Below are 20548 nucleotides of genomic sequence, written 5' to 3'. Positions count from 1 at the left end.
GACAACTCGCTAGTTTAATTAGCGCTAATGTATTCTCGGCCTGTGATCGTGAGACCCACGCCCGGACTCGGTGAACTCTTGCGCTACGTCGGCGAATTGGTCGATAAGGGTGCCGGGGAAGCGTATGACTCGCTGGGGATGTCGTATCGGCCCCGGTACACCCCGGTCTTGCGGGCAATGAGCCTCGGCGCGAAGACAGTTACGGAGATCACCGCGTTCAGCCATGTCACACAGGGGGCTATCAGTCAGACCATCGGACTGATGGTCGCCGACGGGCTGGTAGCACGCGAGCAACTCGCCGACGCCCGCAAGAGTGGCATACAGCTGACCCCCGGTGGTCGCGAGCTGGTGGAACTGCTGAAGCCGCACTGGGAGAACACTTTTGCCGCGATCGCCGAACTGGAGTCCGAAATCGGATTCCCGCTGCGGCAGGTCCTCGGGGACGCCGCGGCCGCGCTCGAACGCACAGGTTTCGCGACCAGGCTCGAGCGGGCGCGGCGGCGGCGCACCGAGCGGGACGATCCGCTCTCGACGGGTGCGACGCCGGAACGGAATTGGTTCGATCGCGACGGCCGGGCCTACGCGCGGTTTCGCCCCGAGTACCCCGCTCGGCTGCCGATGTTTCTCGCCTCGATGGCGCCGTCCACAGACCTCGCCGTCGACGTCGGTTGCGGCAGTGGACAATTGACCTCGCAACTCGCCGCCTACTTCGCCACCACGATCGGGGTCGACCCCAGCGCCGAACAAATCGAGCACGCACCGCCGCGGGAACGAGTTCGCTATCTCCACGCACCCGCGGAGCGCCTACCGATCCCCGGTCGCAGCGCGTCCCTGATCACCGCAGCCCAAGCGGCGCACTGGTTCGACCGGCCGGCGTTCTACGCCGAAGTCCGGCGCATCGCGATCGAAGGTGCGGTGATCGCGTTGATCAGCTACGGGGTGGTGCGACTCGAGCCCGAGCTCGAGGAACGGTTCACGCGCTTCTACCACAAGGAAATCGGGCCATTCTGGCCACCGGAACGCGCACTCGTCGACAGCGGGTACGCCGATATCGACTTCCCCTTCGACGAGTATCCCGCGCCGGCCATGCGGATCGAAAAGCATTGGACCCTCGATGAGTTCATGGGCTACCTGTCGACGTGGTCCGCGGTCCGCCGGGCACAGGACGCCGATAGAACCGAAGTCCTGCACGCGTTCGCGGCCGATCTGACCGAACTGTGGGGCGAACCCACGACAACGCGACGAATCACCTGGCCGCTCAACATGCGAGTAGGAATCCTATGACAACATCACAGCGGCAACCTTGTTGCAGCCTGGGCTGACCACCGCGAAAGCATGGTCGTCACCACAAGGCACACCGTCCCCGGCGTAGCGCCCGACTGGCCCGGCTTCGCCGATTTTCGCCACCGCGATGATGATCGGATTCATCGAGCAGACGTGTATCACGCGGTCCGGCCGCGCCGGTGGAGGACAGACTCGGCCTGCAGGCGCTGATAATTCCGACACCGCGTCGGGTTCGTGCGAAGTGAGTCGTGACGGTGAAATTCGACATCACAGGCGCACGGTCACGGACGGCCGCAGATCGTCGTGAGCCACGATCTAAGCTCCGATCATGCTCGGTGATCTCGGATTCCTCTGCTCGTGCTGTTCGGCCTGCGCTATCGGCTCATGAGGGACGCGCGAGCGCCGTTGCCGCCTCGAACGCCGGAAGGACTGAGCCGCCGGGCCCAGTGCTTCGTCGAAACGCACGGAATGCGTCTTCCCTGCCTGGATATCCGCCCCTATCGGGATGTGTGGCTCGAGCACGGGATACCTGCTGCCGAGATCGACCGGGCCGTGGCCTTCCAAGAGATGTGGGGCGGCCTCGTCCTGCCCCCTGCTCCCGCATACGAGGGCGGCCCGCGTGTTCTCGAAGCCGACGTCCCGGAGGGCCCGGCCGCGGACGGGTGGCGCTTTCCAGCCGGCGACTGCCGCGTATCCATGGCCTACGGATTCATGATCGGGCCCCGAGGTGAATTCGGAATCGACGCCGACCATTGGGTACCTCTGCACGCCGGCACGCAGGGATGGGTAGAAGCCCTGGCACTGGCCCACCACGCCGGCCGCTGGGCCCGGACCGTCACGAGAATCAAGGGCGACGCTGTCGAAGAGGTGGATCTCGACGGATTCGAGCCCGTACCCGAGGTCCAGGGACTCACCGACACCTGGTGGCGGGGCAAGGACTCACTCGTCGCCATCTACCGCGGTGAAGCCGTCGGCTACACCGCCCCCCGCTGCCAGGAGGCCCATATCTACAGCGGACTCGACGCATGGGGCCTCTGCGGCCAGTAGCCGTTTTGCGGGGGACCTGGAACCCCGACGCCGGAATTCGCCGATACAAAGATCTCCCGTCGCCGAGCGACGTCGATATTCACCGATGAGTGACGCCACAGATGACCGATAGAACCACTTCACTGATGGCGGTGCCCCGCCGTAGATGTGCGGTGATCCGGCGCTCGGTGACGACCTGTCGGAGGTAGTCGAGAATCTGCGGCTGCCCGGGATAGCGAGCGTGTCGGTTGCGGCCCGCGCTCTCCGCCGAATCCACCGCCACGCTTCCGACCTCTCTCTCCCTTTCCGAGGCCCACACCGAAATAGCCCGACAAGATGTCGAGCTCCTCGTGTGCTATTTCACCCCGTGGGGCCGACTACCGCGGCACCGATCTCAGGTGTTGGCGGCTCGACGGTGGCAATAACTTGGTTATATTTGTGGTAGCTTAACAGTGGCATGACGCGGGCTTACCCGCTGCTACAAGGACACATTTCCGCGCAGTGCCGTCGGCAACGCGCAATGCCATCGGCAAGTGGCCAAGGCGCTCCGAGGCCACCACGCTGCGCATCATCACCCGAGAGAAGAAGAAGGCAGGTGACATGAAGGCGTTCATTGTCGAGTCCTACGGCAAGGACGGACTCCGAGCCGCGGACGTTCCCGAGCCCAGCGTGGGCCGTCGTGACGTTCTGGTCCAGGTCCGCGGGGCCAGCATCAACCCGCTGGACAAGATGGTTCGCAACGGCGAGTTCAAGCAGCTGCTGAAGTACAAGCGGCCGTTCATTCTGGGGCACGACGTCTCTGGTGTCGTGACGGAGGTCGGCGCGGACGTGCGTGCCTTCAGGGTCGGCGATGAGGTATATGCCAGGCCGCGAGACCTTCGGATCGGCACCTTCGCCGAGTTCATCGCGATCGACGAGGGTGATGTGGCGCTCAAGCCTCGGTCCTTGTCGTTCGATGAGGCCGCAGCCGTACCTCTCGTCGCACTGGCGGCTTGGCAGACGCTGGTCGACGTCGCCCACCTCGAGCCAGGCCAAAAGGTCCTCATCCACGCCGGTGCAGGCGGCCTCGGCTCGACCGTCATCCAGGTCGCCAAACATCTGGGCGCCTACGTCGCCACCACAGCCCACACCAACGACGTCGAGAAGGTCCGCGCCTTGGGCGCCGACGAAGTCGTCGACTTCACCAAGAAGGATTTCTCCGAGGTACTCGCCGGATATGACGTCGTGCTGGACTCACTCGGGGGCACCAATCTGGAGAAGTCGTTGACCGTACTCAGGCCGGGCGGACTCGCCATCAGCGTAGTCGGCCCGCCCGACCCCTCCTTCGCAGCACAAGTCGGTCAACCGCTCCTCGCGCCGGTCATGGCACTGTTGAGCCGCAAGATCCGCAAGCAGGCCAAGAAACACGGAGTGCGGTATTCGTTCTTCTTCATGAAGGCCAATGGCGCACAACTCAACGAACTGGCTGCGCTATATGACAACGGCACCCTGCGTCCGGTGCTCGATCGCACCTTCCCCTTCGATCAGACACTCGAGGCGATGGCGTACGTCGAACAGGGCCGCGCCAGCGGCAAGATCGTCGTAACGCGATGAGCGAGGCCACAACCCCCGAGGTGCAAGCACTGCCCCGACGTTGAGCATCGATGTCGCTGGGACATGGTTCGCCGACCGCAAGTTCGGGACGGGCGCCGGAGTGCTCGTTGTGTTCCGCATCACTTCACCGCATCTATCGATTCGTGTGCGCTGGCAGCGGAAACGCCTGTGGTCGAAGGGATTCCGTTCGCACGGAGATCACCTGATCTTCGATCCGTTCTTGCTGCGGTCGACAGGGCTGAGCCCGGTCAGCTGTGGTGAGTGCCGTCTCCATCCTCGATTTCCAGAAGGTTGCCGGCGGCCATCAATCGCAGGTCGCAGGCCCACGAGATCTCGGCGCCCACACCGAGCACCGACCCGTTGAGTGCCGCGACGAAGATCGTGGAGCTCGTGCTCATCCGGAGCAGGGTCTCGTGCATGAGGTCGAGCTGGACCGCCCCGGTCAGCGGTGTCTTGCGCGCCACCCATCGGGTGAGCTTGTTCCGGCCGAACTGATGGGCGATCCGCGCCACCGCATTGGTGACACCACGGCCGACCTGTGGGATGACCGAACCGTCTTCCCGCAGCCACGCCAGATCGGCATGGCTGATGAATCGGCCCGGATGCGAACCGGTGAACACCACCACGCGAACGTCGGGATCACGGTCGGCACGCTCGACGAGATCGAACAGTCCGGGAGCATCCGCGCGGCCGAACAAACCCAGCTGATCGCCGATGAAACGCGCGACGAGCACGCCGCCGTCGAGTCACAGCAGCTCGAACCTGGAGGTACGCGGCTCCGATGCCGAAACCGAGCAAGGAAGCCGCCGCTCGATTGACGCCCGATCAGATCGTCGAACGGCTGGTCGAGGCGGCCACGAGACTGCTAGCCGAGAAGGGACCGTCGCAGATCAAGGCACGGTCGGTGGCCGAGGCCGCGCAGGTATCGACGATGGCGGTGTACTACCACCTCGGTGGCGTGCCCGAGCTACTCCGAGCCGTCATCGAGCAAGGATCCCGCGACCGCGGCCGAACCCTAGTCGCCGTACCACCGAGTGAGGATCCGGTCACCGATCTGTTTGCGATGGCGCTGGCCTACCGTGGGTTCGCCCAAGACAATCCCCACCTCTACGACGCGATGTTCGGCCTGTCGACCCGTGGCAGCTATCGGCCACGGGAAACCTCGAACTCCGGCGCCATCAGACGCTCCAAGGAATTCCAGGCCGACTACGCACATCTGGTCGAGACATGCGCTCGACTCGTACGCAGCGGCCGCGTACGCAGCGACGAGGACCCCGACGCCATCGCCACCCAACTCTGGAGCTGCGTCCACGGATTCATCACGCTGGAACTGGGAGGTTCCTTCACCCACGTCCCCGACACCGTCCGCCAGATACTGCAACCGATGACAGTGAACCTGCTGGTCGGCTTGGGCGACACCGCCGAATCGGCGAACGCCTCCGAGACCGCCGCATCGCGCTCGCCGAGCGCCGGCTCGAAGTAGGCGGATAGCCACCGGACGACGGCGGCACCGACATCGAACCGGCACGGCAATCCCCATGGCTATTGCCTTCTATCTATAACGAAGTTATTCTCCGCTGATGCAACGAAGCTTGGCAGGTCGACGACTGGTAGTTACCGGGGCAGCACGTGGCATCGGGGAAAAGGTGGCACGTCTGGCCGCCGCCCGAGGCGCGCGAGTGGCCCTGATCGGACTCGAGCCCGATAAATTGCGCGCGCTAGCCGCAGATCTGGGTCCCACCGCATGTTGGCGGGAGGCCGACGTGCGCGATGGCGCCGCGCTGCGGTCGGCGATCGATGACTGCGCGGAGATCATGGGTGGCGTCGACTTCCTTGTCGCCAATGCCGGAGTCGCGGCCTACGGGACCGTGCGGCAGATGGACGAGGCATCGTTCGATCGAGTTCTGGACATCAACCTCAACGGCGTCTTCCGCACCCTCAAGCACGCGACACCGCATCTCGAGCGCACCCGAGGTCACGTGCTGGTCATCGCGTCCGCGCTGTCGTTCATGCCCCTGGCCGGATTGGCCTCCTACGGTGCGAGCAAAGCCGGAGTCGAAATGCTCACCCTGGCCTACCGCCAGGAGGTGGCGCACCTCGGTATCACAGTCGGTGTGGTCCATCCCTCATGGATCGACACCGATCTCGTCCGGGGCGCGGAAGCGGACCTGCCCTCATTCCAGGGCATGCGCGAAAGGCTGCCCTATCCGGGCAATGTCACCACGAGCGTCGACGAGGCGGCTGCCGCGATCGTCGATGGAACCGCGCGCCGACGTGCCCGCGTGTACGTACCGCGCGCGGTCTCCGTGGCCAACTGGACGAAAGGTGCCGTGAACTCGCCGCTGACCTGGCGTTGGGCGAGGCGCTTCGCGGCCCAACTGGTTCCCACCCTGGAGCGTGAGGTCGAGGCACTGGGGCGACATGACCAGCTCACGCCTGGCGCCGACAAAAAGCCTTCCGCCACAACACCCGTGACGATCAGGAGACAGCCATGAGCCAGACGATGCAGGCCATCAGCCAGAACGAGCTCGGCGGACCGGAGGTTCTCCAGCGCGTCACCCTGCCGGTCCCCGCGCTCGGCGAGGTTGTCGTCCGGGTACACACCGCCGCCGTCGATCCGGTCGACGCGCCTGCTCGGCAGAGCGGCCTGTTCGTCAGCGAACTGCCGCCGATGTCGGCAGCGCCGCCCGGCTCGTCGCAGGAGGATCGAGGAGTCGTGAGGCGGTCTGGATCCATTCGCAGAAAGGCTACGGCGATACCGGCGCTACACCGCGGCATTCGAAGCGGCGGTGCTCGCCGAAAGCGCGCGGCTCGGGCTGACAGTGCCGGTGACAGTGCGGATCAGCACCGATCCCGAGATGGCACCGCGGGCCGCTGCCGGCGCCATTGCCGCCCCACCATGGGACTATGCGATCGAGGCCACGCCAATGACCCGGCTCACCGAGGATGGACCGGCCGTGGATTGATCGAGTCGTAAAAGCGCAGGGCCGCCTCGTGCGAAGCCTGAGCCCGTTCCCGCTCGTCACCGAGTCCGACCGAGAAGTTGACCCCCATGGGCAGCATCACCTGCACAACCGCGTCGCTGAAATCGACGAAGTGCTCGGCCAGCTCGAGGGTGATATAACCGTGCACCTGGCTCCACAACTGGGCGGCGACCACCTCGGGTTCCTGCTGCTCGATCCGGCCGGAGTCGACGAGCCGTTGGCACGCTTCGACCATGTGCGCGTAAGCGTCCCGGAAGGCCGGCGAACGCCCGCTGAAACGAATGTCGGAATCCCCCATCGGCCGGTATGTCGCGCGCGTGGACAGACCGAACATCAGGTCATAGAGGTGAGGGTTGTCCCGGGCGACGCGCCGACACATCAGCGCCATCGTGAACAGATCCGCGATCGGATCGGCGGTCACCGGCATACGGGAGAACGCTTGGCCGAGTTCCTTGAAACCCTGATCGACGACGGCACGAACGAGCTCGGGGATCCCACCGAAGTGGCTGTAGACCACCATCGTCGACAGCCCGGTCGCCGAGGCCACCGTCCGCGCCTTGATGGCCGAAGGCCCCTGCTCGGCCAGCAGACCGATGGTCGCCTTGACCAGCCGCTCCGGCACGCTTTCGGTGGTCGAATCCTCTGACACGTTCCTCATATTTCCACCTGACTCCACAACCCGCCCCGGCCCGCGTCGGTCCGGCTATTGCCACACGTCCTGTAACCTCGTTATATTAACTCTGTAACTTCGTTATTTGCAGCGTGGCCAGGCACCCGCTCGGCTCGCCGATCCCTATCAACTTTCATCACGGAGGCAGAGTCGATGAGACAACACAGCAAAGGGCACCTCGATATCGAGGACCGCGGCGCAGTTTTGATCGTGCGCGTCGACGGCGGTCCGCACGGATTGTTCGGCCTCGAGATCGCCAACCAGCTCGAGGCGTTGGTGGATCGCGTCGACCGCGACCCGAGCGTGCACGCGGTCGTCTTCACCGGGGCACATCCCGAGCGGTTCGTCAGCCATGCCGATGTCCGCTGGCTGCAGGAGGGTGGCGCCGCGGTGCCCCCGGTCAACCGACTCGGCGCCTCCGTCCTCGCACGTACCGCCAAGAATGTGGACCGGGCCCGTCTGGGCCCGTTGGTGAACCGCACCCCGATGGGGCCCGCGGTAGAGCTCGAGCGCCTGCACACGACATTTCTGAAGATGAACCGCAGCGGCGTCATCTTCATCGCCGCGCTCAACGGTTCGGCCCTCGGCCTCGGAGCGGAGTTCGCCTGGGCAAACGATCTTCGGGTGATGGCCGACGGCGACTTCTTCATCGGCCAACCGGAGGTCCTGCTCGGCATCATGCCGGGCGGTGGCGGCAGCCAGCGACTGACTCGCCTGATCGGCACCCACAAGTCCTTGGTCGCGATCCTCGAAGGCAAGCCGTTCACACCCGCGCAGGCACTCGCCAACGGGGCCGTCGACGCCGTGGTCCCGCAGGACGAAGTCGTCACGAGGGCAGTCGAACTCGCAGCACACTTCGGCGCACGAACGAAGGGATCGGTCGAGGCCATCAAGCGAGCGGTGTATTTCGGGGGCTCGATGTCGCTGACGGACGGCCTGCACGTCGAGCGCACCGAGTTCCTCGGCACCGCGCTGTCGAAACAAGGCCAGGAACTGATGCTCGACTACGTGCAGAGCACTGAATCCACCGGTGAACTCCCCCTCTACAACCCGGACATCTACAAGCAAGCGCTCGAACTGGGCACTGTGCCCAGGCGTCGCTCGACGAACGGACGATGAGACAAGCCATGGCCGCTGGAAAGCCCTTCACCCGCCAAGACGTCTATTTCTCTTCCGGCACCAGCACCTGCTCCGCGTGGCTCTACCTGCCCACCGGTGTCACCTCGCCGCCCGTCGTTGTGCTCGGGCACGGCCTCGGCGCGACCCGCGAGATGCGCCTGGACGCCTTCGCCGAGCGTTTCGCGAAGGCCGGGCTCGCCTGCTTGGCCTTCACCTATCGGCACTTCGGCGACAGCGGCGGCCAACCTCGCCAGCTGCTGTCGATCAAGAGGCAACTGGCCGACTGGGATGCCGCCATCGACTACGTGCGTGCCCGTCGAGACGTCGACGGCGCACGCATCGCGGTATGGGGCAGCTCCTTCGGCGGTGGCCACGCGATCACCGTCGCTTCCCGCCATCCCGAACTCAGAGCGGCCGTGGCCCAGTGCCCATTCACCGACGGTTTGGCCTCCGCGCTCGCGCTGGGCCCGGTCGCGTCACTCAAACTTGCTCCGGTACTGGCCCGGGACCTGACGGCCATGGTTCTCGGCCGCGCGCCGGTGACGATTCCGCTCGCCGCACCCCCCGGTTCATTGGCTCTGATGAACGCCCCCGACGCGCTGCCCGGCTACGAGGCGCTGATCCCCGAGAGGTCGACGTTCGTGAACGAGGCGGCGGCGCGGGTCATTCCGACCATTGCCGCATACCGGCCCGGGCGGGTGGCGAAAGACGTCACCGTCCCGATCCTCTTCTGCGTCAGCAACACCGACACCGTCACGCCTCCCGCACAGACCCTCCGATACGCGCGCACTGCGCCCCGAGGGGAGATCAAAACGTATGCCGCGGGCCACTTCGACTTCTATCTCGGCGATGCCTTCGAGGCGTTGGTCCGTGACCAGGTCGAGTTTCTGACCCGCCAGTTCGCCCCGGCGCCCGCCCCCTCGATTCCGGAACCAGATCGCGTCACATCAAGATAGGTACGCTCGCGATGAATTTTGCTTCTCTGCCAGACCGCCGCGCCGAGCTGGACCCGCATGGGCCCGCGGTCACCGACGGGTCTCAGTCGCTCACCAATGTCCAGCTGCTGGATCGTGTCCGAGCGGCATCTCATCACCTTCGAGAACTCGGGATCGGCCCCGGTGATGTCGTGGCTCTCCAGTTGACGAACCGCGTCGAATTCGTGCTGCTGTTGTTCGGAGCCTGGCGGCTGGGTGCCACCATCACGCCGGTCAATCCGAGCCTGACCGACAACGAAGTCATTCGACAACTCGACGACTCCGGCGCCCGCGTGCTGGTGGTCGAGAACGACGTGGCTCCGGTAGACGGCATCACCACCCTCGCAGTGGGCGATCTGCACACCGAAGCGGCGAATTCGCGTCTCGCACCGGAGCAGTCGTCTGCATTGGACCTCCTGCATCGAACGGCGGTGGAGCGGATTCGACAGCCGCGGGTGGACTCGTCGGCGCTGGCCCTGCTCATCTACACCAGCGGCACCACCGGCGTGCCGAAGGGCGTAATGCTCGACCACGCCAATATCGACGCCATGGCGGCCATGGGAGTCGAATCGCTGGGAGTAGGCCCAACCGACCGGTGTTTGTTGGTCCTGCCGCTGTTCCACGTCAACGGCATCGTGGTCAGCATCCTCACCCCGCTGCTGGCCGGTGCGAGTGTCGTCATCGCGGGCCGGTTCGATCCCCGATCCTTCTTCGACCTCGTCGAATCCGAGCGCCCCACCTTCTTCAGCGGGGTGCCGACGATCTACAGCATCCTTGCCGCGCTCCCGGACAGCGTCCGGCCCGACACGTCGTCATTGCGTTTCGGAATCTGCGGTGCGGCACCGGCCTCGGCCGAGTTGCTGACCCGGTTCGAGGACAGGTATGGGTTCCCCCTCATCGAGGGCTACGGACTGTCCGAAGGAACATGCGGCACCACCATCAACCCTGTCGCGGGTCCCCGACGCGTCGGGACAGTGGGACTCCCCTTCCCGGGGCAGGAGATTCGGATCGTCGACGACTCCGGCACCGAGGTAGCTCCTGGTGTCGACGGTGAGCTCGTTGTGCGCGGGCCCAACGTCATGCGGGGCTACCTCGGCCGTCCGGGCGAAACAGCGCGCGTCATCGTCGATGGCTGGTTGCACACCGGCGACATCGGCCATATCGACGCCGAGGGTTATCTGACATTGGTCGGGCGATCGAAAGACATGATCATTCGCGGCGGCGAGAACATCTACCCCAAGGAGATCGAGGACGTCCTGGTCGGCGACCCGTCCGTCCTCGAGGCCGCCGTGATCGGGGTCCCCGACGAGAAATGGGGGGAGATCGTCGTCGCCTATGTGCAACCACGGCCGGACTCGGCGATCGATTCCGCCGCGCTGAAAGCACTGTGCGCCGAGCAACTCACGCCCTACAAGCGGCCGACCTCGTTCATCGTGGTGGAGGCCATTCCGAAGAACGCGGTCGGCAAGATCGACAAGGTCTCGCTACGAACAGCCCATGCTCGAGCCGCGGGGTCGTGACGCCGTCGCGCACGAATTGCTGCGACGATGACCCGCCACAGTATCCTGCGGCGGGTCATTCCTTTTGCGCGATGGCCAACAGCGCGAGGACATTCCTGATGCCCTCATCCAGAATGTCGTCGGCGAGCTTTCGGTCGGAGAGGGCACGGGAAAGCTGCAAGGTCCCGGTCATCATGGCAAAAACACTGAGCACCCGCGCACGCGCCGATTGCGGATCATCCGGCCACAGCAGGGCGGCGATGTCGTCGATGACCCTCAACACACCGTCGGTATACGCCCGCCTCGTCGCATCCGGACAACGCCCGATCTCATCGAGGAGCGCCGCCGAGGGACATCCGTCCTCGCGGCTGTCACGATGTTCCGCCGACAGATACCAACGCACGAACTGTTCCAGTCCGACAAGGTCTCGCACCTGCGCGCCGACGCTGTCACCCTGCGCACGCAGCTGATCGGCGACCGCGTTCGCGACCAGATCCTCTTTGGACCCGAAGTGGGCATAGAAGGCGCCGTTGGTGAGCCCCGCATCCTTCATCAACGTGGCGACCCCCGAGCCATCGATGCCGCTGCGCTTGAACCGACGACCGGCCGCCTCGATGATCCGGCGCCTCGTCGCGTCCTTGTGCTCACTCTTGTAACGCATCCCATACTCCTTCGACACCAGAACAGCCATTTTGCCCCTGGTCGCTCGCGCTCGATTATATTATGATCGTAATTCAATGCAGCTCGAATCGGCGCCGGCCAGGCCTCAGCGCTTATCCGCAACAGAGGCCATGTGGCCGCGCCTCTCCGCACACACGAATCCGGCTCGAGGCCGACCAGTCGAAAGGACTATCTCTTGACCTCCCTGCACGACCCGCTGACACTGCCCTGTGGCCAGGTGCTCCCCAACCGGATCATGAAGGCCGCGTTGAGCGAAGCGCTGGGCAACAAGACGAACTCCCCTGACGGCCGCCTGGAACAGCTCTACACAACCTGGAGCCGAGGCGGCTACGGCCTGCTCATCACCGGCAACGTCATGATCGATCGCACACAACTCGGCGAGCCGGGCAATATCGTCATCGAGGATGAGCGTGACCTCGACGCGCTGACCCGGTGGGCCAAGACGACGAAGGATGCGGGCGTCCCGATCTGGGTTCAGCTCAACCATCCCGGACGCCAGTCGAATCCGCTCGCGCTCGGGCACACCCCGGTCGCCCCCAGCCCCATCGCCCTGAATATGCCCGGCGCGACCACGCCTCGTGAGCTGACACCCGCCGAGATCGAGGACATCATCGAACGCTTCGCGGCCGCGGCAGCCGTGTGCGAGACCGCGGGTTTCGACGGCGTCCAGGTGCACGGCGCGCACGGATACCTTGTGGCGCAGTTTCTTTCGCCGTTGTCGAACCAGCGCGACGATGACTGGGGCGGCGATCCCGAACGACGCATGCGCTTCGCGCTCGAGGTCGTCCGCCGCATCCGCGCCCGGGTGTCACCCGGCTTCGCGGTGGGCATCAAGCTCAACTCGGCCGACTTCCAGCGCGGCGGGTTCACCGAGGAAGAGTCCCGCGGTGTCGTGGCCGCATTGGCGCGCGAGGGCCTCGACCTGATCGAGGTCAGCGGCGGAAGCTACGAGTCGCCGGCCATGATGGGCACGGCCGCGTCCAGTACGCGGGCACGGGAGGCCTACTTCCTGGAATACGCCCGTACAGTCCGCGCCCAAGTCGGCGACATTCCGCTGGCGGTCACGGGCGGTTTCCGGTCCCGCGCCGCGATGGACGATGCCGTCCGTTCCGGTGAGTGCGATGTCGTCGGCATCGGCCGACCAACCGCGACGACGACAGACGCCGCCGACGTGATCCTCGCCGGACGCGCGCAGGCCCTCACCGCGCACCAGGTGCGAGCCGGCATGCGCGGCGTCCTGGGCAGGGTCACCGACCTCAAGGGGCTCGACGGGGTACTCGACCTCGGCTGGCACACCGACCAATTGCACCGTGTAAGCGCCGGTCTCGAGCCGGACCTGAATCGGGGTCGCGTCGCCACGGTCCTCGCGCTGCTGCGCCGCAACGGCCGGACATCTTTCGCACCCAAGCGTGGCCTGTAGGTATCGCGCACACCAACGGAGTTAGGAGTCAGCGATGACTGCGATCAAAAACGCCGTCGTCTTCGTCACCGGCGGCAGCCGTGGCATCGGCAAGGCGATGGTCGAGGAGCTGTACGCCCGCGGCGCCGGCAAGGTATACGCCACGGCCCGCAACCCGCGCAATGTCACACACCCGGACGCTGTACCGGTGGCATTGGAGGTCACCGACCTCGATGCCGTCTCGTCCGCCGCCGAACTTGCCGGTGACGTCACGATCCTGATCAATAACGCGGGTGCCGCGGTCGGCGCGCCCTTCCTCGGCTCCCCGCTCGACGACGTGCGCCGGGAGTTCGAGACGAACTTCTACGGACCGCTGTTCCTCACCCGCGCCTTCGCACCGATCATCGAAGGCAACGGCGGCGGACACATCCTCAATGTCCACTCCGTACTTTCCTGGCTGGGCATCGCCGGGTCCTACAGCGCGTCCAAGGCCGCCCTGTGGTCACAGACCAACTCCCTGCGACTGGAACTGCGACCACGCGGTATCGCGGTTACCGGACTGCATGTCGGCTACGTGGACACCGACCTGACCGCTGGCGTCACCGCGCCCAAGTCCAGCGCCGACGACGTCGCCGCGCTCGCGCTCGACGGCATCGAGTCCGGAGCATACGAAGTACTGGCCGATGACATCTCGCGGCAGGTCAAGGCAGGGCTGGCCGCGGATATCGCGGCGCAGTACCCGCAGCTGGCGAGCTGAACCACCGAACGAGTCAAACCCTGGCTGCGACAAGGGAGTTGCCGTGCTCGGTATGGAGAGCAAGTCGTCACTGGTCGGGAAAGTCGCCGTCATCACCGGCGGCGCGAAGGGCGTGGGCGCCGCGACCGCGCAGCGCTTGATCGACGACGGCGCGAACTCGAGCCAGCGCTGCCGGATCTCGTGGCGTGCCGCGTCTGCTTGCGACCATCCCGGTGCACAAGAGCAAAAGTGGACTCCCCATCGGTCTCCAGGCAATGGGCCCTAGCGGTGGCGACCTCACCACCATCGAGTTCGCCGCACTTCTGGGCCTGGAGCTGGAAGGGTACGTGCCGCTACCCGCATTCGTCTAACCTGCCCCGCACTGTCGACCCATTTCCTCGGAGGACCGGCTGAACTCGACCGATTTCGCGCGCAGATTCAGCGCAAGCCGCGGCCACCCGCCGAACACCACCACGAGCCAGTCCTTGATCCACCACAGCGGCGCCGCACCGAACTTTCGACGAAACCGCTGTGCACCAGTAGATTTCGTCGCACGGTCAGACCTGCGCCGCTCCATCGCAGGTTACTCGCATCCGCGTCGGCCAACCGAATCTCACCTTCTCGATCGGTGACGCGGACAGCCACAGCGGGATATCACACACCCGGTGCGGCTGACCGAACCTGGGCCGTGCGGTCGAGCGCCCCCGACGCGGAGGTAAACCCTTGGCCCACACAGAAGTCGACTACTCGCAGCCTGAACACCCGGGTACTGGCGAAGGGCGGTGGCCCTCGTGCTGATCGCACCGATCATCCCACCACAGACTCCACTGCACGAACTCATCCAAGCCATCACCGCCGATAAGTGGGCGAAACCGGCGGGATAGGGGTTCCGGTAGTACCCGCCGGAAATCCAACGAAGTTCGTGTCGGCGAGCGCGACCTACAGATCGGCTTTCGCGACGTCCACGTAGGACGTGGCCACCCGATCCGAACTGCTGTAGCGCACGGCGGTCCGGGGCGCCCATCCCAACCCGTTGTGGACGACGGCCAATGCCTCGATCCGCACGTCGTCGATCAGGTGCCAGACGGCGATCCTTCTGTAGTACCCCGTGCGGTTGTTGGACAGTTGGATAGTCGTCTCGACCTCCCGGCTTTGCTCGAGCCTGGTGGCGCTGCCGAGCTTGCGGGTCAACTCAGGACCAAGAGAGGAGATCTGGGGTAGGCACAAGTTCACCGTCAGCTCCCGGGATTGCTCCTCTGTGACTCCCATCCGGATGCGCGAGGTCCGGACCGAACTGGTGCCGGGAGCAAGCTGTTCGATGTGCGCCTCACGTTCCCAGAACTGGCTGACCTGCACCCGGCGGATCTCCCTCGGGGAGTCGGAAGCCTTGTGATGTTTGTTTCCCCAGTTGCCCTGGCGGTGGGAGACGTCGAGCACATGGACGGCTAGGGCGATCAGAGCCACGCCACAAGTCAGGACGATGGCGCAAACCCACGCGACGGCGCGCACCGCCCCCTGCTTGCCGCGGAACATATCATCCCAGCTCCCCGACGACTCGCGGTCGCCGGCGGGGACCTCGAGCGAGTAGTCCCTACGCAGCATGTCGATCTGCCGGCGTAGGCCGGGATCCTGACCGGCCAGGTCCAGCGCCGCCTGACAGCTCGCCGGGAGGCCGAGGATCACACGGGCGTCGGACTCCGCCGCCGCCGCCGGCGAGACGAAAAAATCGCGATGAACCAGGGCCACGGGGGAGCGCAACGGCGGGTCCTCCCCCTGGGATCCGAACTCCGGTGGCGTTGACAAACCGGGCACAGATCAAACATACGATCACCCTTCGCGTGACGGAAGGGGGCGCGAGCAGGGACCGCGCTCGGCTCACCGGGGGTTCCGGTAGTAGCGGCGCAGACAACGGAAAAATGCTGGTCAGCGGCCTACTTGCGGCGCCGTCAGAATCGGTGTTCGGGTCTATTGTTCCGCAACCGATCGGTCACCAGAGCACCGATCCACCGACTGTGTCAGCGATGTTCTGGTGGGATGTGACCCGAATACGCCAGAAAGGGGCGAGGGTGTCCTGTAGTCGCTGGTCACGGGCATCGGTCGCGGTGGTCGGCCAACCCCACCCTTTGGCCCGCATTGTGCGCCACCCCCTCGCGCCCAGATGCCCCGACAGATGATGTACCCCCTGACCCCATGAACACGCACCCGAGGCGAGTTCACCCCGATCAGCGAGTCAGAAGACGTGATCGACCACGCTAGTCGCTCCCTTCGGTGGACCGGGTAGCGGTCACGAGGGGAGCGAGACGGGGCAGCACCGATTCACCGTACGCCTGGAGGGTCGCGTTCTTCGCGTCGTGCTGGAGATAGACGGCGAATTGGTCCACGCCGAGCTCCGCGAGGCCGCGCAACCGGGACAGCTGGTCGTCGGGCGTGCCCAGCAGGCAGAAGCGGTCCACAATGGCGTCGGGGACGAACTCGGCGTGCACGTTGTCCGCGCGTCCGTGCTGGTTGTAGTCATAGCCTCGCCTGCCTTCGACGTAGTCGGTGAGGGCGGCCGGAATATCGCCCGTCGTCCCGTATCTCGCGACGATCTCCGCTACGTGGTTGCCGACCATCCCCCCGAACCATCGGCACTGTCGGCGCGCGTGCGCCAGCGCCGCGTCCGTCCCGTCGGTGACGTAAGCCGGCGCGGCGACGCAGATCCGCACCGTCGCCGGGTCCCGGCCCGCGCGCTCGGCCGCCGCGCGCACCCGCGCGATGGTCCAGGCGGTGATGTCCGGGTCGGCCAGTTGCAGGATGAATCCGTCCGCGACCGCGCCGGTCAAGTCGAGAGCACGTGGCCCGTAGCCCGCTATCCATACCTCCAGCCGCGAGTCGGCCGCCCACGGCAGCCGGACCACCGTGTCATCGATTCGCGCGCTGCGCCCGTTGCCCAGCTCCCGGATCACCTCCACCGCTTGCCGCAGCGTTGCCAGGGTGGCGGGTTTCCCGCCTTGCGTGCGCACCGCCGAGTCGCCGCGGCCGATCCCGCACAGTGTGCGGTTGCCGAACATCTCGTTGAGCGTGGCGAAGGTCGACGCGGTCACCGTCCAATCCCGGGTGGCCGGGTTGGTCACCATCGGACCGACCATCACCTTGCGGGTGGCGGCCAAGATCTGGCTGTAGATGACGTACGGCTCCTGCCAGAGCAGATGCGAGTCGAAGGTCCAGACGTGGGAGAACCCGTAGGTCTCCGCGAGCCTGGCCAGTTCGATCACCCGCGAGGCCGGGGGCGTGCATTGCAGCACCAGACCGATGTCCATGCGGCACTCTCCGTTTCGAGGATCGAAAGGCGCGTCAGATCAGGTTCTGCGAGAGTTCACGCTTGACGAACCGGCCGTGTCCCGCGCGACCGAGATAGCCGCCGCCGTCCACGACCACCCGGCCCCGGGACAGCACCGTGTCGACGTGACCGTCGATCTCGAATCCCTCGTAGGCCGAGTAGTCCATGTTCATGTGGTGGGTCTTGCCGAGACCGATGCTGGTGTGGCCGTCCGGGTCGTAGATGACGATGTCGGCGTCCGCCCCCGGGCTGATCACTCCTTTGCGCGGATACATGCCGAACATCCGGGCCGGCGCGGTGCAGCAGACCTCGACCCAGCGTTCCAGCGAGATCCGCCCGCTCCGGACGCCCTGGAACATCAGGTCCATCCGATGCTCGACGCCGCCGATGCCGTTGGGGATCTTGCTGAAGTCGCCGAGACCCAGCTGCTTCTGGTCCTTCATGCAGAACGGGCAGTGGTCGGTGCCCACGGTGGTGACGTCACCGGTGCGCAGATAGCGCCACAGCTCGTCCTGATGCCCCTCGGCCTTCGATCGCAGCGGTGTCGAGCACACCCACTTCGCGCCCTCGAAACCCGCTGCGCCCAGCTGGTCTTCGAGCGAGAGGTACAGGTACTGCGGGCAGGTCTCGCCGAAGACATTGCATCCGGCGTCGCGGGCGGCGGCGATCCGGGCCAGCGCCTGCTTGGCCGACACATGCACCACATACAGCGGCACGCCCGTCAGCTCGGCCAGCATGATCGCGCGGTGGGTGGCCTCCTCCTCCAGCTGCCACGGTCTGGTCGTGCCGTGGAAGTACGGCGCGGTCTGCCCGCGCGCGAGCGCCTGCTCGACCAGCACATCGATGGCGATCCCGTTCTCGGCGTGCATCATCAGCAGCGCACCCAACTCGGCGGCGGACTGCATCGCGCGCAGTATCTGGCCGTCGGTGGAGTAGAAGACACCCGGGTAGGCCATGAAGAGTTTGAAGCTGGTGACACCCTCGGCCACCAATTCGCTCATCCCCTTCAAGGACTCGTCGTCGACCTGACCGATGATCTGATGGAAGCCGTAGTCGATCGCGCACTGTCCGGCGGCCTTCGCATGCCAGGCGGCCAAGGTGTCCTGCACCCGCTCCCCCGGCTTCTGCACGACGAAGTCGACGATGGTGGTGGTGCCGCCCCACGCGGCGGCGCGGGTGCCGGTCTCGAAGGTGTCGGAGGCTTGGGTCCCGCCGAAAGGCATCTGCATGTGGGTGTGGCCGTCCACACCGCCGGGGATGACGTATCTGCCGGTCGCGTCGAGCACCCGATCGGCGGAGGCGGCCAGGTCCGCGCCCAGCGCGGCGGAGCCCGGCTGCAGGACGGCGACGATGGTCTCGCCCTCTACGAGCACGTCGAGCGGCTGCGATCCGGTGGCGGAGACGACCGTGCCGCCGTGGATGAAAGTGCGCGCCATGTCGTTCCCCGGTCTCAGGGGGCCACCAGCGGCCCGTAGGCGTCGGGGCGGCGGTCGCGGTAGAAGGCCCAGCGATCGCGCACCACCTTGATCAGGTCCATGTCCAGATCGCGGACGACCAGTTCGGGGTCGGTGTCGGAGGCGACCTCACCGACGAACTTGCCTTCCGGGTCGACGAAGTAGCTGGTTCCGTAGAAGTCGTCGTCGCCGTACTCCTCGACGCCGACGCGGTTGATGGCGCCGATGAAATACTCGTTGGCCACCGCTGCCGCCGGTTGTTCCAGTTTCCAGAGGTAGCCGGACAGACCCCGCGAGGTGGCCGACGGGTTGAACACGATCTCCGCCCCGGACAGGGCCAGGGCGCGCCAGCCCTCCGGGAAGTGCCGGTCGTAGCAGATGTACACGCCGACTCTGCCGACCGCGGTGTCGAACACCGGCCAGCCGAGGTTGCCCGGGCGGAAGTAGAACTTCTCCCAGAACCCGTGCACGTGCGGCAGGTGGTGTTTGCGGTACTTACCGAGATAGCTGCCGTCGGCGTCGAGCACCGCGGCCGTGTTGTACAGCAGGCCCGGCTGTTCCTGCTCGTACACCGGCAGGATCATCACCAGGCGCAATTCCTTCGCCAGCGCGGCGAATCGCTCCGTGGTCGGCCCCGGGACGGATTCGGCGTAGTCGTAGAACCCCGTGTCCTGCCGCTGGCAGAAATAAGGCCCGTAGAACAGCTCTTGGAAGCAGATCACCGCGGCCCCCTCCGCGGCCGCGCGGCGCGCGTACGCCTCGTGCGCCTTCAGCATCGACTCTTTGTCGCCGGTCCAGTTCGTTTGGACCAGCGCCGCTCGAACGATTCCCATGCTTTGTTATACGTCACCGGGAACTAATTCTGTTGTCCAACAAGTTGCCGGAAACATTTTGTGGCCGATCTGCGGCCATCGCAGGCCCTGTCATCGGACCGCGCGGGCGGAAATCGAGCCGTACTCCCCCACCACTGCGGGGGAGATGGAATGATTCGCGCTGCATCGTCCGGTGCGCAACCCCGAGTGAAGGAGCTTTTCAGCGGTGAGCAGCGAAGTGCAAGCGCGAGAACTCGTCAACGGCAGGCGCGCGGGGCGCCGGAGCCTACCGTGGCGATCGCTGCGGATCCTCGGGGTACTCGCCGTCGGCGTGACGCTGGTGGCGTCCGCGACGGGTGTCGTCTCGGCGACCCCCGCGCCGGCTCGGGAGCAGGGCCCGGCCGGCTGCCGCGCACCGGCCGCCGGTCAGCCGAACGGCAAGCAGTGGCCCGCCGAACCCGGCATGACCATCGATGCCAACGCCGGGTACACGGCGACGCTGACCACCAGCTGTGGCACCGTGACCATCGCCCTGGACGCGGCACACGCGCCGCGCACGGTCAACTCGTTCGTGTTCCTGGCCGGTGAGCAGTTCTTCGACCACACGAAGTGCCACCGGATGACCACCGAAGGCATCTACGTCCTGCAGTGCGGCGACCCGACCGCGACCGGCATGGGCGGCCCCGGTTACTTCTTCCCCGACGAGAACCTGGCGGGGGCCACCTACCCGGCCGGTACGGTTGCCATGGCGAACGCCGGACCCGGTACCAACGGCAGCCAGTTCTTCCTGGTCTACCGTGACGCGCCGCTGCCGCCGAGCTACACCCCGTTCGGGCGGGTCACCGCGGGCATGGAGGTTCTGTCGTCCATCGCCGCCGCGGGCGTCAAGGACGGCTCCTCCGACGGCGAGCCTGCCGTCGAGGTCGTGCTGAATTCCGTCGCCGCCGGACGGAACTGAATCCCGCCGCGGTGGCGGTGCGCTCCGGCGTCCCCACCGC

General features: G+C 66.0%; 19 protein-coding genes and 1 pseudogene. 12 read left to right on the top strand and 8 right to left on the bottom strand.

The window, feature by feature from the left end; translation table 11 throughout:
• The first annotated feature begins 42 nt into the window (after window positions 1-42).
• Window positions 43-1284 (top strand): methyltransferase domain-containing protein, encoded by a 1242-nt coding sequence (locus tag ACGF7Y_RS06015; RefSeq protein WP_393229736.1) that lies wholly within the window; start codon window positions 43-45, stop codon window positions 1282-1284.
• Here ACGF7Y_RS06015 and ACGF7Y_RS06010 read toward each other — a convergent pair.
• Window positions 1279-1428 carry a hypothetical protein gene (locus tag ACGF7Y_RS06010; RefSeq protein WP_393229733.1) on the bottom strand — a complete coding sequence of 50 codons (150 nt, stop codon included), beginning with the start codon at window positions 1426-1428 and terminating at the stop codon, window positions 1279-1281. The two genes, ACGF7Y_RS06015 and ACGF7Y_RS06010, sit on opposite strands and share 6 nt — an antisense overlap.
• 324 nt (window positions 1429-1752) lie before the next feature.
• On the opposite strand from ACGF7Y_RS06010, the gene ACGF7Y_RS06005 reads away from it, so the two are divergent.
• Together ACGF7Y_RS06005 and ACGF7Y_RS06000 are read left to right on the top strand one after the other, a co-directional pair.
• Complete coding sequence (locus tag ACGF7Y_RS06005; RefSeq protein WP_393229731.1) at window positions 1753-2331, top strand: hypothetical protein; 579 nt, start codon at window positions 1753-1755, stop codon at window positions 2329-2331.
• A gap of 579 nt (window positions 2332-2910) precedes the next feature.
• Complete coding sequence (locus ACGF7Y_RS06000; protein ID WP_393230978.1) at window positions 2911-3903, top strand: NADP-dependent oxidoreductase; 993 nt, start codon at window positions 2911-2913, stop codon at window positions 3901-3903.
• Window positions 3904-4151: 248 nt separating this feature from the next.
• On the opposite strand, the gene ACGF7Y_RS05995 is transcribed toward ACGF7Y_RS06000, so the two are convergent.
• Window positions 4152-4637 (bottom strand): hypothetical protein, encoded by a 486-nt coding sequence (locus ACGF7Y_RS05995; RefSeq protein WP_393229729.1) that lies wholly within the window; start codon window positions 4635-4637, stop codon window positions 4152-4154.
• A 47-nt stretch (window positions 4638-4684) separates the two neighbouring features.
• On the opposite strand from ACGF7Y_RS05995, the gene ACGF7Y_RS05990 reads away from it, so the two are divergent.
• A complete protein-coding gene (locus ACGF7Y_RS05990) occupies window positions 4685-5386 on the top strand; it encodes a TetR/AcrR family transcriptional regulator (RefSeq protein ID WP_393229727.1) in 702 nt (233 codons plus the stop codon).
• A 97-nt stretch (window positions 5387-5483) separates the two neighbouring features.
• A complete protein-coding gene (locus tag ACGF7Y_RS05985; RefSeq protein ID WP_393229725.1) occupies window positions 5484-6398 on the top strand; it encodes an SDR family oxidoreductase in 915 nt (304 codons plus the stop codon).
• Between the two features lie 442 nt (window positions 6399-6840).
• Here the strand turns inward: ACGF7Y_RS05985 and ACGF7Y_RS05980 are convergent, their stop codons facing one another.
• Window positions 6841-7545: a TetR/AcrR family transcriptional regulator gene (locus ACGF7Y_RS05980; protein WP_393229722.1), complete on the bottom strand. Its 705-nt coding sequence runs from the start codon at window positions 7543-7545 to the stop codon at window positions 6841-6843.
• 165 nt (window positions 7546-7710) lie between these two features.
• Between ACGF7Y_RS05980 and ACGF7Y_RS05975 the strand changes: the two genes are divergently transcribed.
• Genes ACGF7Y_RS05975 through ACGF7Y_RS05965 form a run of 3 tightly spaced genes read left to right on the top strand, consistent with a single transcriptional unit; the run spans window position 7711 to window position 11170 of the window.
• Complete coding sequence (locus tag ACGF7Y_RS05975; protein WP_393229719.1) at window positions 7711-8676, top strand: enoyl-CoA hydratase/isomerase family protein; 966 nt, start codon at window positions 7711-7713, stop codon at window positions 8674-8676.
• An 8-nt stretch (window positions 8677-8684) separates the two neighbouring features.
• Window positions 8685-9632 carry an alpha/beta hydrolase gene (locus tag ACGF7Y_RS05970; protein WP_393229716.1) on the top strand — a complete coding sequence of 316 codons (948 nt, stop codon included), beginning with the start codon at window positions 8685-8687 and terminating at the stop codon, window positions 9630-9632.
• A gap of 11 nt (window positions 9633-9643) precedes the next feature.
• Window positions 9644-11170 (top strand): class I adenylate-forming enzyme family protein, encoded by a 1527-nt coding sequence (locus tag ACGF7Y_RS05965; protein WP_393229714.1) that lies wholly within the window; start codon window positions 9644-9646, stop codon window positions 11168-11170.
• Window positions 11171-11225: 55 nt separating this feature from the next.
• Here the strand turns inward: ACGF7Y_RS05965 and ACGF7Y_RS05960 are convergent, their stop codons facing one another.
• Window positions 11226-11810 carry a TetR/AcrR family transcriptional regulator gene (locus ACGF7Y_RS05960; protein WP_393229711.1) on the bottom strand — a complete coding sequence of 195 codons (585 nt, stop codon included), beginning with the start codon at window positions 11808-11810 and terminating at the stop codon, window positions 11226-11228.
• Window positions 11811-12005: 195 nt separating this feature from the next.
• On the opposite strand from ACGF7Y_RS05960, the gene ACGF7Y_RS05955 reads away from it, so the two are divergent.
• The 3 genes and pseudogenes from ACGF7Y_RS05955 to ACGF7Y_RS05945 form a co-directional block, all read left to right on the top strand.
• Entirely contained in the window at window positions 12006-13250 is a 1245-nt protein-coding gene (locus ACGF7Y_RS05955; RefSeq protein WP_393229709.1) for an NADH:flavin oxidoreductase/NADH oxidase family protein, read from the top strand.
• A gap of 34 nt (window positions 13251-13284) precedes the next feature.
• Entirely contained in the window at window positions 13285-13986 is a 702-nt protein-coding gene (locus ACGF7Y_RS05950; RefSeq protein ID WP_393229707.1) for an SDR family oxidoreductase, read from the top strand.
• 227 nt (window positions 13987-14213) lie between these two features.
• A pseudogene (locus ACGF7Y_RS05945) lies at window positions 14214-14336 on the top strand (hypothetical protein); the annotation flags it as partial.
• A gap of 568 nt (window positions 14337-14904) precedes the next feature.
• Here ACGF7Y_RS05945 and ACGF7Y_RS05940 read toward each other — a convergent pair.
• The 4 genes from ACGF7Y_RS05940 to ACGF7Y_RS05925 all read right to left on the bottom strand — a co-directional run bounded on the left by ACGF7Y_RS05940 (window position 14905) and on the right by ACGF7Y_RS05925 (window position 19571).
• Entirely contained in the window at window positions 14905-15723 is an 819-nt protein-coding gene (locus ACGF7Y_RS05940) for a hypothetical protein (protein WP_393229705.1), read from the bottom strand.
• 494 nt (window positions 15724-16217) lie between these two features.
• Window positions 16218-17264, bottom strand: a complete 1047-nt coding sequence (locus ACGF7Y_RS05935; RefSeq protein WP_393229703.1) for a TIGR03842 family LLM class F420-dependent oxidoreductase — start codon at window positions 17262-17264, stop codon at window positions 16218-16220.
• Window positions 17265-17298: 34 nt separating this feature from the next.
• Window positions 17299-18720, bottom strand: a complete 1422-nt coding sequence (gene hydA / locus ACGF7Y_RS05930) for a dihydropyrimidinase (RefSeq protein ID WP_393229701.1) — start codon at window positions 18718-18720, stop codon at window positions 17299-17301.
• 14 nt (window positions 18721-18734) lie between these two features.
• Window positions 18735-19571 (bottom strand): nitrilase-related carbon-nitrogen hydrolase, encoded by an 837-nt coding sequence (locus ACGF7Y_RS05925; protein WP_393229698.1) that lies wholly within the window; start codon window positions 19569-19571, stop codon window positions 18735-18737.
• Between the two features lie 205 nt (window positions 19572-19776).
• Between ACGF7Y_RS05925 and ACGF7Y_RS05920 the strand changes: the two genes are divergently transcribed.
• Window positions 19777-20508 carry a peptidylprolyl isomerase gene (locus ACGF7Y_RS05920; RefSeq protein ID WP_393229697.1) on the top strand — a complete coding sequence of 244 codons (732 nt, stop codon included), beginning with the start codon at window positions 19777-19779 and terminating at the stop codon, window positions 20506-20508.
• Window positions 20509-20548: the final 40 nt, after the last annotated feature.

The organism is Nocardia sp. NPDC047654, from assembly GCF_043205035.1.
GTDB lineage: Bacteria > Actinomycetota > Actinomycetes > Mycobacteriales > Mycobacteriaceae > Nocardia.
This window is presented reverse-complemented; position numbering and strand designations above follow the sequence as displayed.

Bases quoted from the DNA above. Each gene is read 5' to 3' on its own strand.
- ACGF7Y_RS06010 (WP_393229733.1), bottom strand. From the start codon at position 1,428: ATGAATCCGATCATCATCGCGGTGGCGAAAATCGGCGAAGCCGGGCCA.
- ACGF7Y_RS06005 (WP_393229731.1), top strand. From the start codon at position 1,753: ATGCGTCTTCCCTGCCTGGATATCCGCCCCTATCGGGATGTGTGGCTC.
- ACGF7Y_RS06000 (WP_393230978.1), top strand. From the start codon at position 2,911: ATGAAGGCGTTCATTGTCGAGTCCTACGGCAAGGACGGACTCCGAGCC.
- ACGF7Y_RS05990 (WP_393229727.1), top strand. From the start codon at position 4,685: ATGCCGAAACCGAGCAAGGAAGCCGCCGCTCGATTGACGCCCGATCAG.
- ACGF7Y_RS05985 (WP_393229725.1), top strand. From the start codon at position 5,484: ATGCAACGAAGCTTGGCAGGTCGACGACTGGTAGTTACCGGGGCAGCA.
- ACGF7Y_RS05980 (WP_393229722.1), bottom strand. From the start codon at position 7,545: ATGAGGAACGTGTCAGAGGATTCGACCACCGAAAGCGTGCCGGAGCGG.
- ACGF7Y_RS05975 (WP_393229719.1), top strand. From the start codon at position 7,711: ATGAGACAACACAGCAAAGGGCACCTCGATATCGAGGACCGCGGCGCA.
- ACGF7Y_RS05970 (WP_393229716.1), top strand. From the start codon at position 8,685: ATGGCCGCTGGAAAGCCCTTCACCCGCCAAGACGTCTATTTCTCTTCC.
- ACGF7Y_RS05965 (WP_393229714.1), top strand. From the start codon at position 9,644: ATGAATTTTGCTTCTCTGCCAGACCGCCGCGCCGAGCTGGACCCGCAT.
- ACGF7Y_RS05960 (WP_393229711.1), bottom strand. From the start codon at position 11,810: ATGCGTTACAAGAGTGAGCACAAGGACGCGACGAGGCGCCGGATCATC.
- ACGF7Y_RS05950 (WP_393229707.1), top strand. From the start codon at position 13,285: ATGACTGCGATCAAAAACGCCGTCGTCTTCGTCACCGGCGGCAGCCGT.
- ACGF7Y_RS05935 (WP_393229703.1), bottom strand. From the start codon at position 17,264: ATGGACATCGGTCTGGTGCTGCAATGCACGCCCCCGGCCTCGCGGGTG.
- hydA (WP_393229701.1), bottom strand. From the start codon at position 18,720: ATGGCGCGCACTTTCATCCACGGCGGCACGGTCGTCTCCGCCACCGGA.
- ACGF7Y_RS05925 (WP_393229698.1), bottom strand. From the start codon at position 19,571: ATGGGAATCGTTCGAGCGGCGCTGGTCCAAACGAACTGGACCGGCGAC.